This is a genomic window from Pluralibacter gergoviae ATCC 33028 = NBRC 105706 (genome assembly GCF_001598855.1).
In the GTDB taxonomy this organism is placed as follows: Bacteria; Pseudomonadota; Gammaproteobacteria; order Enterobacterales; family Enterobacteriaceae; genus Pluralibacter; species Pluralibacter gergoviae.
Window position 1 is genome coordinate 111,169 of the sequence record NZ_BCZS01000005.1, and the last position, 13,842, is coordinate 125,010.

The window sequence follows — 13,842 nt, forward strand, 5'->3', positions numbered from 1 at the left end:
ATGAAAGCAGCGGCAAAAACGCTAAAAACAAAACGACAGGAAGAACAGGCCAACTTTGTGAGTTGGCGTTTTGCGTTGCTGTGCGGCTGCATTTTACTGGCGATGGCTTTCCTGCTGGGCCGCGTGGCCTGGCTGCAGATCATTAATCCTGACATGCTGGTGCGTCAGGGGGACATGCGCTCCCTGCGCGTGCAGGAAGTCTCCACCTCGCGCGGTATGATAACCGACCGCTCAGGCCGCCCGCTGGCGGTGAGCGTGCCGGTGAAGGCCATCTGGGCCGATCCGAAAGAGCTGCACGACGCCGGCGGCATCAGCCTCGATAACCGCTGGAAGGCGCTGGCCGATGCGCTGAAAATGCCGCTGGATCAGCTCGCCTCCCGGGTGAATGCCAACCCGCGCGGACGCTTCATCTACCTGGCCCGTCAGGTCAACCCGGACATGGCCGACTACATCAAAAAACTTAAGCTGCCCGGCATCCATCTGCGGGAAGAGTCGCGCCGCTACTACCCCTCCGGCGAAGTGACCTCTCAGCTCATCGGCTTCACCAACGTTGACAGCCAGGGTATCGAAGGCGTCGAGAAGAGCTTCGATAAGTGGCTTACCGGCCAGCCCGGCGAGCGCATCGTGCGTAAAGACCGCTATGGCCGGGTTATCGAGGATATCTCCTCCACCGACAGCCAGGCGGCGCATAACCTGGCGCTGAGCATTGACGAGCGGCTGCAGGCGCTGGTCTACCGCGAGCTGAATAACGCCGTGGCCTTTAACAAGGCGGAGTCCGGCAGCGCCGTGCTGGTCGATGTGAATACCGGCGAAGTGCTGGCGATGGCCAACAGCCCCTCCTACAACCCGAACAACCTCTCCGGCACGCCGAAAGACGTGATGCGTAACCGGACCATCACCGATGTCTTCGAACCGGGCTCAACGGTAAAACCGATGGTGGTGATGACGGCTCTCCAGCGGGGGATCGTTAACGAAAACTCGGTGCTGAACACCATTCCCTACCGAATTAACGGCCACGAAATTAAAGACGTGGCGCGCTATAGCGAATTGACCCTGACCGGGGTTTTACAGAAGTCGAGTAACGTCGGTGTTTCTAAACTGGCGTTAGCGATGCCGTCCTCAGCGCTGGTAGATACTTACTCGCGTTTTGGGCTGGGAAAAGCGACCAATTTGGGGTTGGTCGGAGAACGCAGTGGCTTATATCCTCAAAAACAACGGTGGTCTGACATAGAGAGGGCCACCTTCTCTTTCGGCTACGGGCTAATGGTAACGCCGTTACAGTTAGCGCGAGTCTATGCAACCGTCGGCAGCTACGGCATCTACCGTCCGCTGTCGATCACCAAAGTTGATCCGCCGGTACCCGGCGAGCGCATCTTCCCGGAATCAATCGTGCGCACCGTCGTTCATATGATGGAGAGCGTGGCGCTCCCCGGCGGCGGCGGCGTGAAGGCGGCCATCAAAGGCTATCGCATTGCGATTAAGACCGGTACGGCGAAAAAGGTGGGGCCGGATGGCCGCTACATCAACAAATACATTGCTTATACCGCGGGCGTCGCGCCAGCCAGCCAGCCGCGCTTTGCGCTGGTGGTGGTGATTAACGATCCGCAGGCCGGTAAGTACTACGGCGGTGCCGTTTCGGCCCCGGTGTTTGGTGCCATCATGGGCGGCGTGCTGCGCACCATGAACATCGAGCCGGATGCGCTGACAACGGGCGACAAAAATGAGTTTGTAACAAATCAAGGCGAGGGTTCAGGTGGCAGATCGTAATTTGCGCGACCTACTTGCTCCGTGGGTGCCGAACGCACCGGAGCGCACGCTGCGTGAGATGACGCTCGATAGCCGCATTGCGGCGTCGGGGGATCTCTTCGTGGCGGTTTCAGGTCATCAGGCGGACGGGCGTCGTTATATCCCGCAGGCGATTGCGCAAGGTGTGGCTGCTGTTATTGCTGAAGCAAAAGATGAAGCCGCCGACGGTGAAATTCGTGAAATGCACGGCGTTCCCGTCATCTATCTCAGTCAGTTAAACGAGCGCCTCTCCGCCCTGGCGGGGCGCTTCTACCATCAGCCTTCCGAAGGTCTGAAGCTTATCGGCGTTACCGGTACCAACGGTAAAACCACCACCACCCAGCTGCTGGCCCAGTGGGCGCAGCTGCTGGGTGAAACCGCGGCGGTGATGGGCACCGTCGGCAACGGCCTGCTGGGCAAAGTGGTTCCCACGGAGAACACCACCGGATCGGCGGTTGACGTGCAGCACGTCCTTTCCGCCCTGAAAGGGCAGGGCGCGACCTTTGCCGCGATGGAAGTCTCTTCTCACGGCCTGGTCCAGCACCGCACCGCGGCGCTCAAGTTCGCCGCCTCGGTCTTTACCAACCTGAGCCGCGACCACCTCGACTATCACGGCGATATGGAACACTACGAAGCGGCGAAGTGGATGCTCTACTCCACTCACGACTTCGGCCAGGCGATTATCAACGCCGATGATGAAGTGGGCCGCCGCTGGCTGGCTAAGCTGCCGGACGCGGTTGCCGTCTCCATGGCAGACCATATCAATCCGAACTGCCACGGCCGCTGGCTGAAGGCCACGGCGGTGAACTATCACGACAGCGGCGCGACCATCGCCTTTGACTCCAGCTGGGGCCAGGGCGAAATCGATAGCCGCCTGATGGGCGCCTTTAACGTCAGCAACCTGCTGCTGGCGCTGGCTACGCTGCTGGCGCTGGGCTATCCGCTGGCGGATCTGCTGAAAACGGCCTCCCGCCTGCAGCCGGTCTGCGGCCGCATGGAAGTGTTCAGCGCGCCGGGCAAGCCGACGGTGGTCGTGGACTATGCCCACACGCCGGACGCGCTGGAGAAAGCGCTGGAAGCCGCGCGCCTGCACTGCGCAGGCCAGCTGTGGTGCGTCTTCGGCTGCGGCGGCGACCGCGATAAAGGCAAGCGCCCGCTGATGGGCGCCATCGCCGAGCAGTTCGCCGACATTGCCGTGGTCACCGACGACAATCCGCGCACCGAAGAGCCGCGCGCCATCATTAACGATATTCTGGCGGGCATGCTCGACGCAGGCCGCGCACGGGTAATGGAAGGGCGCGCCGAAGCGGTGACCGCCGCCATCATGCAGGCGAAGCCTGACGACGTGGTGCTGCTGGCCGGTAAAGGCCACGAAGATTACCAGATTGTCGGCACCCGCCGCCTCGACTACTCCGATCGCGTCACCGCAGCCCGCCTGCTGGGAGCGGTGGCATGATCGGCGTAACCCTCAGCAAAATAGCCGCCGTGCTCGGCGGCGAACTGCGCGGCGCCGATGCTAGCATCGACGCCGTGACGACGGATACCCGCAAAGTGACGCCGGGCTGCCTGTTCGTGGCCCTCAAGGGCGAACGCTTCGATGCCCACGACTTCGCCGGGCAGGCGAAGGCGGCGGGCGCGGGCGCGCTGCTGGTCAGCCGCCCGCTGGACTGCGATCTGCCGCAGGTGGTGGTGAACGATACCCGCCTCGCTTTTGGCGAGCTGGCGGCCTGGGTGCGCCAGCAGGTGCCCGCCCGCGTGGTGGCCCTGACCGGCTCGTCCGGCAAAACCTCCGTTAAGGAGATGACCGCCTCGATCCTCGGCCAGTGCGGCAATACCCTCTACACCGCCGGCAATCTCAATAACGATATCGGCGTGCCGATGACGCTGCTGCGCCTGACGCCGGAGCACGACTACGCGGTTATCGAGCTGGGCGCCAATCACCAGGGCGAAATCGCCTGGACAGTCGGCCTGACCCGCCCGGAAGCGGCGCTGGTCAACAACCTGGCCGCCGCCCACCTGGAGGGTTTCGGCTCGCTGGCGGGCGTGGCGAAGGCCAAAGGTGAAATCTTTACCGGTCTGGCGGAGAACGGCGTGGCCATTCTCAACGCCGACAGCAACGACTGGCTGAACTGGCAGAGCATTATCGGCGACCGCACCGTGTGGCGCTTCTCGCCGAATCAGGCCGATAGCGACTTCGCCGCCGACAACGTGCATATCACCAGCCGCGGCACCGAATTTACCCTGCGCACGCCGGTGGGCAGCGTAGACGTTCTGCTGCCGCTGCCGGGCCGCCACAATATCGCTAACGCCCTCGCGGCGGCGGCGCTGGCGACGGCGGTGGGCGCCGATCTGCAGGCGGTGAAGGCCGGTCTGGCGACGCTGAAAGCGGTGCCGGGACGCCTGTTTCCCGTCCAGCTTGCGGAAAATCAGCTGCTGCTGGACGACTCCTACAACGCCAACGTCGGCTCGATGACCGCCGCGGCGCAGGTGCTCGCCGAAATGCCGGGCTACCGCATCCTGGTAGCGGGCGATATGGCGGAGCTGGGCGACGAAAGCGAAGCCTGCCACCGCCAGGTGGGCGAGGCGGCGAAAGCCGCCGGTATCGACTGCGTTATCAGCGTCGGCGTTCTTAGTAAAAATATCAGCGACGCCAGCGGCGTCGGCGAACACTTTGCCGACAAGCCCGCCGCCATTGCGCGGCTGAAGGCGCTGATCGCAGAGCATCCATTTGTCACTATTTTGGTGAAAGGTTCACGTAGCGCGGCCATGGAAGAGGTGGTTGGCGCTTTACAGGAGAACAAGGCATGTTAGTTTGGCTGGCCGAGCATTTGGTCAAATATTATTCCGGCTTTAACGTCTTTTCCTATCTGACGTTTCGCGCCATCGTCAGCCTGCTGACTGCGCTGTTCATCTCTCTGTGGATGGGCCCGCGCATGATTGCCCGTCTGCAAAAACTCTCATTTGGCCAGGTCGTGCGTAACGACGGCCCCGAGTCGCACTTCAGCAAGCGCGGCACGCCGACCATGGGCGGGATCATGATCCTCACCGCCATCGTGGTGTCCGTCCTGCTGTGGGCCTATCCCTCCAACCCGTACGTCTGGTGCGTGCTGACGGTGCTGGTCGGCTACGGCATTATCGGCTTCGTCGACGACTACCGCAAAGTGGTGCGCAAGGATACTAAAGGCCTGATCGCCCGCTGGAAATATTTCTGGATGTCGGTGATTGCCCTCGGCGTCGCCTTTGCGCTCTACCTTGCCGGGAAAGACACGCCGGCCACCGAGCTGGTGGTACCGTTCTTTAAAGACGTGATGCCGCAGCTGGGCCTGTTCTATATCCTGCTGGCCTACTTCGTGATCGTCGGCACCGGTAACGCCGTCAACCTGACCGACGGTCTGGACGGGCTGGCGATTATGCCGACCGTATTTGTGGCGGGCGGCTTTGCGCTGGTCGCCTGGGCGACCGGCAACATGAACTTCGCCAGCTATCTGCACATTCCCTACCTGCGCCACGCCGGTGAGCTGGTGATTGTCTGCACCGCTATCGTCGGCGCGGGTTTAGGCTTTTTGTGGTTTAACACCTATCCGGCCCAGGTCTTTATGGGCGACGTCGGCTCTCTGGCGCTCGGCGGCGCGCTCGGCATCATCGCCGTGCTGCTGCGCCAGGAGTTTCTGCTGGTGATCATGGGCGGCGTCTTCGTGGTGGAAACCCTGTCGGTGATCCTGCAGGTCGGCTCCTTCAAGCTGCGCGGACAGCGCATCTTCCGCATGGCGCCGATTCACCACCACTATGAACTGAAAGGCTGGCCGGAGCCGCGCGTTATCGTGCGCTTCTGGATCATTTCGCTGATGCTGGTGCTGATTGGCCTGGCAACGCTGAAGGTACGTTAATCATGGCAGATTATCAGGGCAAAAACGTCGTTATCATCGGTCTGGGGTTGACCGGGCTCTCCTGCGTGGACTTTTTCATCGACCGCGGCGTCACGCCGCGGGTGATGGACACCCGCAGCGCGCCGCCGGGCCTTGATAAGCTGCCCGAGGGGGTCGAGCGTTACCTCGGCGGCCTCAACGATGACTGGCTGCTGGCAGCCGACCTGATTGTCGCCAGCCCCGGTATTGCTTTGGCGCACCCTTCGCTCAGCGCGGCGGCGGATGCCGGCGTGGAAATTGTGGGCGATATCGAGCTGTTCTGCCGCGAAGCGCAGGCGCCGGTGATCGCCATTACCGGCTCGAACGGTAAAAGCACCGTCACCACCCTGGTGGGCGAGATGGCGAAAGCCGCGGGCGTCAATGTCGGCGTCGGCGGCAATATCGGCCTGCCGGCGCTGATGCTGCTGGACGTCTCGCGCGAGCTGTACGTCCTGGAGCTCTCCAGCTTCCAGCTGGAAACCACCTCCAGCCTGCGGGCGGTGGCGGCGACCATTCTTAACGTCACCGAAGATCATATGGACCGCTATCCGTTCGGCCTGCAGCAGTACCGCGCGGCCAAGCTGCGGGTTTATGAGAATGCGAAAACCTGCGTGGTCAACGCCGACGATGCGCTGACCATGCCGGTGCGCGGCGCCGACGATCGCTGCGTCAGCTTCGGCGTCAACATTGGCGACTACCATCTCAACCGCCAGCAGGGCGAAACCTGGCTGCGGGTGAAAGGCGAAAAAGTCCTCAACGTTAAAGAGATGAAGCTCAGCGGGCAGCACAACTACAGCAACGCCCTGGCGGCGCTGGCGCTGGCGGATGCCGCCGGCCTGCCGCGCGCCAGCAGCCTGAAGGCGCTGACCACTTTTACCGGTCTGGCGCACCGCTTCCAGCTGGCGCTGGAGCACAACGGCGTGCGCTGGATCAACGACTCCAAGGCGACCAACGTCGGCAGCACTGAAGCGGCGCTCAACGGCCTGCACGTTAACGGCACCCTGCACCTGCTGCTGGGCGGCGACGGCAAGTCGGCGGACTTCACGCCGCTGACCGCCTGGCTCGGCGGCGACAACATCCGCCTGTGGTGCTTTGGCCGCGACGGCGACGAACTGGCGGCGCTTCGCCCGGACGCCGCCACCCGCACGGAAACCATGGAAGAGGCGATGCGCCTGATTGCCCCGCAGCTCAGGCCCGGTGATATGGTGCTGCTCTCGCCGGCCTGCGCCAGCCTCGATCAGTTTAAGAATTTTGAACAGCGCGGGGATATCTTCACCCGCCTGGCGAAGGAGCTCGGCTGATGCGCCTCTCTCTCCCTCGCCTCCGCCTGCCGCGCGTACCGGGATCTGCGATCCTGGTGTGGCTGTTTTCGGCGCTGAAGGGCTGGGTGATGGCTTCGCGGCCGAAGGACAGCGACAGCCTGGTGATGTACGACCGCACCCTGCTGTGGCTGACGCTGGGCCTGGCCGCTATCGGTTTCGTGATGGTCACGTCCGCCTCGATGCCGGTCGGGCAGCGGCTGGCGAACGACCCCTTCCTGTTTGCCAAGCGCGACGGGCTCTATATTATTCTGGCCTTCTGCCTCGCGATGGTCACTCTGCGCCTGCCGATGGACTTCTGGCAGCGCTACAGCGCGGCGATGCTGATTGCCGCCATTGTGATGCTGCTGATCGTCCTGGTGGTGGGCAGCTCGGTGAACGGCGCCTCGCGCTGGATTGCCCTCGGGCCGCTGCGCATTCAGCCCGCTGAATTTACCAAGCTGTCGCTGTTCTGCTACATCTCCAACTACCTGGTGCGCAAAGGCGACGAGGTGCGCAACAACCTGCGCGGCTTCCTGAAGCCGATGGGCGTTATCTTCGTGCTGGCTATTCTCCTGCTGGCGCAGCCGGACCTCGGCACCGTGGTGGTGCTGTTTGTGACTACGCTTGCCATGCTGTTCCTCGCCGGCGCCAAGCTGTGGCAGTTTATCGCCATTATCGGCATGGGGATTTCGGCCGTGGTGCTGCTGATCCTCGCCGAGCCGTACCGCATCCGCCGCGTGACCTCCTTCTGGAACCCGTGGGAAGATCCCTTCGGCAGCGGCTACCAGCTGACCCAGTCGCTGATGGCGTTCGGGCGCGGGGAAATGTGGGGCCAGGGCCTCGGCAACTCGGTGCAGAAGCTGGAGTATCTCCCGGAGGCGCATACCGACTTTATCTTCGCCATTATCGGCGAGGAGCTCGGCTATATCGGTGTGGTACTGGCGCTTTTAATGGTATTCTTCGTCGCTTTCCGCGCCATGTCCATTGGCCGCAAAGCGCTGGAAATCGATCACCGTTTCGCCGGTTTTCTGGCCTGCGCTATTGGCATCTGGTTCAGCTTCCAGGCGCTGGTTAACGTTGGCGCCGCGGCGGGGATGCTGCCGACCAAAGGCCTGACGCTGCCGCTTATCAGCTACGGCGGTTCGAGCCTGCTGATTATGTCCACGGCGATCATGCTGCTATTACGAATTGATTATGAAACCCGCCTGGAAAAAGCCCAGGCGTTTACGCGGGGTGTGCGATGAGCGGTGAGAAGCGGTTGATGGTGATGGCGGGCGGTACCGGCGGGCACGTGTTCCCCGGGCTCGCGGTTGCGCACCATCTGATGGAGCAGGGCTGGCAGGTTCGCTGGCTCGGCACCGCCGACCGAATGGAAGCGGATCTGGTGCCGAAGCACGGCATTGAGATCGACTTTATCCGCATCTCCGGCCTGCGCGGCAAGGGCATCAAGGCCCTGCTGCTGGCGCCGGTGCGCATCTTCAACGCCTGGCGCCAGGCGCGGGCCATCATGAAGCGCTTTAAGCCTGACGTGGTGTTGGGCATGGGCGGCTACGTATCCGGCCCCGGCGGCCTGGCGGCGCGGTCGCTGGGCATTCCCGTAGTGCTGCATGAGCAGAACGGCATCGCCGGGCTGACGAACAAGTGGCTGGCGAAGATTGCCACCAAGGTGATGCAGGCGTTTCCCGGCGCATTTCCGGATGCGGAAGTGGTCGGCAACCCGGTGCGCGAAGACGTGCTGGCGCTGCCGCTGCCGCAGCAGCGCCTGGCGGGCCGCGAAGGGCCGGTACGCGTGCTGGTGGTCGGCGGCTCCCAGGGCGCGCGGGTGCTGAATCAGACCCTGCCGCAGGTGGCCGCTAAGCTCGGCGACGGCGTCAAAATCTGGCACCAGAGCGGTAAAGGCGGCCAGCAGACCGTGGAGCAGGCCTACGCCGACGCCGGTCAGCCGCAGCACAAGGTGAGCGAGTTTATTGACGACATGGCCGCCGCCTACGCCTGGGCCGACGTGGTGGTCTGCCGCTCCGGCGCGCTGACGGTGAGCGAAATCGCCGCCGCCGGCCTGCCGGCCATCTTCGTGCCGTTCCAGCACAAAGACCGGCAGCAGTACTGGAACGCGCTGCCGCTCGAAAAAGCGGGGGCAGCAAAAATTTTCGAACAGCCGCAGTTTACGGCCGAGGCGGTTGCCGCCACGCTGGCGGGCTGGGACCGAAACAAACTGCTGGAGATGGCCGAACGCGCGCGCGCGGCGGCTATCCCGGATGCTACCGACAGGGTAGCCAATGAAGTGAGCCTGGCAGCCCGGGCGTAATCACCGCAGCGCTCCGCGCGCTGCACGAATTTTGAAGTAGTCGATGGCGTTTAGAGAATGAATACACAACAACTGGCGAAACTGCGTTCAATTGTGCCCGAGATGCGCCGCGTCCGGCACATTCACTTTGTCGGCATCGGCGGTGCTGGCATGGGCGGTATTGCCGAAGTGTTGGCGAATGAAGGTTATCAGATTAGCGGTTCGGATCTGGCGCCGAATCCCGTGACGCAGCAGCTGTCGGCGCTGGGCGCAACCATCTATTTTAACCACCGCCCGGAGAACGTCAGCGACGCGAGCGTAGTGGTGGTATCGAGCGCTATCTCCGCTGATAACCCGGAAATTGTCGCCGCCCACGAGGCGCGCATTCCCGTTATCCGCCGCGCCGAGATGCTGGCGGAGCTGATGCGCTTTCGCCACGGCATCGCCATCGCCGGGACCCACGGTAAAACCACCACCACCGCGATGGTGTCGAGCATTTACGCCGAGGCCGGGCTCGACCCGACCTTCGTCAACGGCGGCCTGGTGAAGGCCGCGGGCGTCCACGCCCGTCTTGGCCACAGCCGCTACCTGATTGCGGAAGCCGATGAGAGCGACGCTTCGTTCCTGCACCTGCAGCCGATGGTGGCGATTGTCACCAATATCGAAGCCGACCATATGGACACTTACCAGGGCGACTTTGAGAACCTGAAGCAGACCTTCATTAATTTTCTGCACAACCTGCCGTTCTACGGCCGGGCGGTGATGTGCGTTGACGATCCGGTGATCCGCGAGCTGCTGCCGCGCGTCGGGCGTCAGCTCACGACCTACGGCTTCAGCGACGATGCCGATGTGCGCGTTGAGGACTATCAGCAGACCGGCGCCCAGGGCCACTTTACCCTGATCCGCCAGGACCTCGCGCCGCTGAAGGTCACGCTTAATGCCCCGGGCCGCCATAACGCGCTCAACGCCGCTGCGGCGGTTGCCGTGGCGACGGAAGAGGGCATTGACGACGAGGATATCCTGCGCGCGCTGGAGAGTTTCCAGGGCACCGGGCGCCGCTTTGACTTCCTCGGCGAGTTTCCGCTGGCGGATGTCAACGGCTGCGAGGGGACCGCGATGCTGGTAGACGACTACGGCCACCATCCGACGGAAGTGGACGCCACCATCAAAGCCGCCCGCGCCGGCTGGCCGGATAAAAATCTGGTGATGATTTTCCAGCCGCACCGCTATACCCGCACCCGCGATCTCTACGACGATTTCGCCAACGTGCTGACCCAGGTAGACAGCCTGTTGATGCTGGACGTCTATCCGGCGGGCGAAGCGGCCATTCCGGGGGCCGACAGCCGCTCCCTGTGCCGCACGATTCGCGGTCGCGGCAAGGTCGATCCTATCCTGGTGTCCGATCCTGCGCAGGTAGCGGAGATGCTGGCGCCGGTGCTGACCGGCAACGATCTGATCCTGGTTCAGGGGGCTGGCAACGTGGGTAAAATTGCCCGCGCGCTGGCGCAGAGCAAGCTGCGTCCGCAGGAGGAGAGCCATGTCTGATAACGTCGCGGTGCTGCTCGGCGGTACCTCCGCGGAGCGTGAAGTCTCCCTCAATTCCGGCGCTGCCGTGCTGGCGGGGCTGCACGAGGCGGGCATTGCCGCTTACGCCTTCGATCCGCGCGAGCAGGACATAACCCAGCTAAAAAATCTGGGTTTTAAGAAAGTGTTTATTGCCCTGCACGGCCGGGGTGGCGAAGATGGCACGCTGCAGGGACTGCTGGAGCTGCTCGAACTGCCCTACACCGGTAGCGGCGTGATGGCCTCGGCGATTTCAATGGATAAGCAGCGCAGCAAGCTGCTGTGGCAGGGGGCCGGTTTGCCCGTCGCGCCGTGGGTGGCGCTGACCCGCAGCCAGTTTGTCCGGGGCCTTAATGAAGCCCAATTGGCAGAGATTTATGCTCTCGGCCTGCCGCTTATCGTCAAACCCAGCCGGGAAGGATCCAGCGTCGGCATGTCGAAGGTCAGCGAAAGCTGCGCTTTACAGGATGCGTTAGCACTGGCTTTTCAGCACGATGATGAAGTTTTAATCGAAAAATGGCTCAGCGGACCGGAATTTACCGTTGCGGTGCTCGGCGAAGAAATTTTACCGTCGGTACGCATCCAACCCGCCGGAGTCTTCTATGATTATGAAGCGAAGTATCTCTCTGACGAGACGCAGTATTTTTGTCCCGGCTGTGAAGATGACCACCAGGAGGCGCAAATGGGGATTTTAGTGCGTAAAGCCTGGGAAGCGCTTGGCTGTTCCGGCTGGGGGCGAATTGATGTAATGCAGGACGGCGATGGGCAGCTTTATCTGCTGGAGGCGAATACGTCTCCGGGGATGACCAGCCACAGCCTGGTCCCTATGGCGGCGCGGCAGGCAGGCATGACCTTCTCGCAGCTTGTCGTTCGCATTCTGGACCTGGCGGGGTGATATGTCGCAGGCAGCGCTGAACGCGCGTAACCGTGAAGAAGAGGCCATCTCTTCACGGCGCAACAACGGAACCCGGCTGGCAGGCATTGTTTTCCTGCTGGCGGTGCTCTGCACCATTTTTGCCAGCGGCTGGATGGTGCTGGGCTGGATGGAAGATGCGCAGCGTCTGCCGCTGTCGAGGCTGGTACTGACGGGCGATCGTCACTACACGCGCAACGATGATATTCGCCAGGCGATTCTGGCGCTGGGTTCTCCGGGGACCTTCATGACCCAGGATGTCAATATCATCCAGAGTCAGATTGAACGCCTGCCGTGGATTAAACAGGCGAGCGTTCGCAAGCAGTGGCCGGACGAATTGAAGATTCATCTGGTTGAATATGTGCCGGTAGCACGTTGGAATGATCAGCATATGGTGGACGTCGACGGCAATGCCTTCAGCGTTCCGGCCGACAGAACCAGCAAGCAGAATTTGCCGATGCTGTACGGCCCGGAAGGTAGCCAGAGCGAAGTACTGCAGGGTTATCGCGACATGGGCCAGGCGCTGGCGAAAGATAAATTTACGTTGAAAGTGGCGGCGATGACCGCACGCCGCTCCTGGCAACTGACGTTGAGTAACGATATTAAGCTCAACCTGGGGCGCGGCGACACGATGAAAAGGCTTGAGCGCTTTTTAGAACTCTATCCGGTTCTTCAACAGCAGGCGCAGACCGAGGGCAAACGGATTAGCTACGTTGATTTGCGTTATGACTCAGGCGCGGCGGTGGGCTGGCAGCCTGCTCCCGCAGAGGAAACTCAACAACAATCGAATCAGGCACAGGCAGAGCAACAATGATCAAGGCGACGGACAGAAAACTGGTAGTAGGGCTGGAAATTGGTACCGCGAAGGTAGCCGCTTTGGTAGGGGAAGTTCTGCCCGACGGAATGGTCAATATCATCGGCGTCGGGAGCTGCCCGTCCCGGGGAATGGATAAAGGCGGCGTTAACGATCTTGAGTCGGTGGTGAAGTGCGTACAGCGCGCTATCGATCAGGCGGAGCTGATGGCCGACTGCCAGATCTCCTCGGTCTATCTGGCGCTTTCGGGCAAGCACATTAGCTGTCAGAATGAAATCGGCATGGTGCCTATCTCGGAAGAGGAAGTGACCCAGGAAGACGTTGAGAACGTGGTGCATACGGCAAAATCCGTTCGCGTTCGTGACGAACATCGCGTTCTGCACGTGATTCCGCAGGAGTACGCCATTGACTACCAGGAAGGGATCAAGAACCCTGTAGGTCTGTCGGGCGTGCGTATGCAGGCGAAGGTGCACCTGATTACCTGCCATAACGATATGGCGAAGAATATTGTCAAGGCAGTGGAGCGCTGCGGCCTGAAAGTAGATCAGCTGATTTTTGCCGGTCTGGCCTCCAGCTACTCCGTGCTGACGGAAGACGAACGTGAACTGGGCGTCTGTGTGGTCGACATCGGCGGTGGTACTATGGACATTGCCGTCTATACCGGCGGCGCGCTGCGCCACACCAAGGTTATCCCCTACGCCGGGAACGTAGTGACCAGCGATATCGCCTACGCCTTCGGCACGCCGCCGAGCGACGCCGAGGCGATTAAGGTGCGCCACGGCTGTGCGCTGGGCTCCATCGTCGGCAAAGACGAAAGCGTTGAAGTCCCGAGCGTCGGCGGTCGACCGCCGCGCAGCCTGCAGCGTCAGACGCTGGCAGAGGTGATTGAGCCGCGCTACACCGAGCTGCTCAATCTGGTGAACGAAGAGATTTTGCAGTTACAGGAACAGCTGCGCCAGCAGGGTGTCAAACACCATCTGGCGGCGGGGATTGTTCTGACCGGCGGCGCGGCGCAAATTGAAGGCCTGGCGGCCTGCGCCCAGCGCGTGTTCCATACGCAGGTGCGCATTGGCGCGCCGCTGAACATCACCGGTCTGACGGATTATGCCCAGGAGCCGTACTACTCGACGGCGGTGGGCCTGCTGCACTACGGAAAAGAGTCACATCTCAGTGGTGAAGCGGAAGTGGAAAAACGCGTGGCAGTGAGTTCGTGGATCAAGCGAATCAATACCTGGCTGCGAAAAGAGTTTTAATTTTTAAAGAGAGCGCAGAAAATT

The 13,842-nt window shown here is 62.0% G+C and carries 11 protein-coding genes; all 11 read left to right on the plus strand.

Features of this window, described 5'->3' with window-relative positions; translation table 11 throughout:
- Genes ftsI through ftsA form a run of 11 tightly spaced genes read left to right on the plus strand, consistent with a single transcriptional unit; the run spans position 1 to position 13,818 of the window.
- Positions 1–1,767 (plus strand): peptidoglycan glycosyltransferase FtsI, encoded by a 1,767-nt coding sequence (gene ftsI, locus ENGE1_RS07520; protein ID WP_043086004.1) that lies wholly within the window; start codon positions 1–3, stop codon positions 1,765–1,767.
- Positions 1,754–3,241, plus strand: a complete 1,488-nt coding sequence (gene murE / locus ENGE1_RS07525) for a UDP-N-acetylmuramoyl-L-alanyl-D-glutamate--2,6-diaminopimelate ligase (protein ID WP_043086003.1) — start codon at positions 1,754–1,756, stop codon at positions 3,239–3,241. The genes ftsI and murE overlap by 14 nt, the downstream gene beginning before the upstream one ends.
- On the plus strand, positions 3,238–4,596 hold the full coding sequence (gene murF, locus ENGE1_RS07530; protein WP_048253175.1) for a UDP-N-acetylmuramoyl-tripeptide--D-alanyl-D-alanine ligase: 1,359 nt from the start codon (positions 3,238–3,240) through the stop codon (positions 4,594–4,596). Before murE ends, murF begins: the two co-directional genes overlap by 4 nt.
- The gene (gene mraY, locus ENGE1_RS07535) at positions 4,590–5,672 is read left to right on the plus strand and encodes a phospho-N-acetylmuramoyl-pentapeptide-transferase (protein WP_043086001.1); all 1,083 of its coding nucleotides are present in this window, start codon (positions 4,590–4,592) and stop codon (positions 5,670–5,672) included. Before murF ends, mraY begins: the two co-directional genes overlap by 7 nt.
- 2 nt (positions 5,673–5,674) lie before the next feature.
- The gene (gene murD, locus ENGE1_RS07540; RefSeq protein WP_048273017.1) at positions 5,675–6,991 is read left to right on the plus strand and encodes a UDP-N-acetylmuramoyl-L-alanine--D-glutamate ligase; all 1,317 of its coding nucleotides are present in this window, start codon (positions 5,675–5,677) and stop codon (positions 6,989–6,991) included.
- A complete protein-coding gene (gene ftsW / locus ENGE1_RS07545; RefSeq protein ID WP_043085999.1) occupies positions 6,991–8,235 on the plus strand; it encodes a cell division protein FtsW in 1,245 nt (414 codons plus the stop codon). The genes murD and ftsW overlap by 1 nt, the downstream gene beginning before the upstream one ends.
- Positions 8,232–9,296, plus strand: a complete 1,065-nt coding sequence (gene murG, locus ENGE1_RS07550; protein WP_048253173.1) for an undecaprenyldiphospho-muramoylpentapeptide beta-N-acetylglucosaminyltransferase — start codon at positions 8,232–8,234, stop codon at positions 9,294–9,296. Before ftsW ends, murG begins: the two co-directional genes overlap by 4 nt.
- A 57-nt stretch (positions 9,297–9,353) precedes the next feature.
- Entirely contained in the window at positions 9,354–10,820 is a 1,467-nt protein-coding gene (gene murC / locus ENGE1_RS07555) for a UDP-N-acetylmuramate--L-alanine ligase (protein ID WP_043085997.1), read from the plus strand.
- The gene (locus ENGE1_RS07560; protein ID WP_043085996.1) at positions 10,813–11,733 is read left to right on the plus strand and encodes a D-alanine--D-alanine ligase; all 921 of its coding nucleotides are present in this window, start codon (positions 10,813–10,815) and stop codon (positions 11,731–11,733) included. Before murC ends, ENGE1_RS07560 begins: the two co-directional genes overlap by 8 nt.
- A 1-nt stretch (position 11,734) precedes the next feature.
- A complete protein-coding gene (gene ftsQ, locus ENGE1_RS07565) occupies positions 11,735–12,565 on the plus strand; it encodes a cell division protein FtsQ (protein WP_043085995.1) in 831 nt (276 codons plus the stop codon).
- Complete coding sequence (ftsA, locus tag ENGE1_RS07570) at positions 12,562–13,818, plus strand: cell division protein FtsA (protein WP_013367597.1); 1,257 nt, start codon at positions 12,562–12,564, stop codon at positions 13,816–13,818. Before ftsQ ends, ftsA begins: the two co-directional genes overlap by 4 nt.
- Positions 13,819–13,842 lie beyond the last annotated feature (24 nt).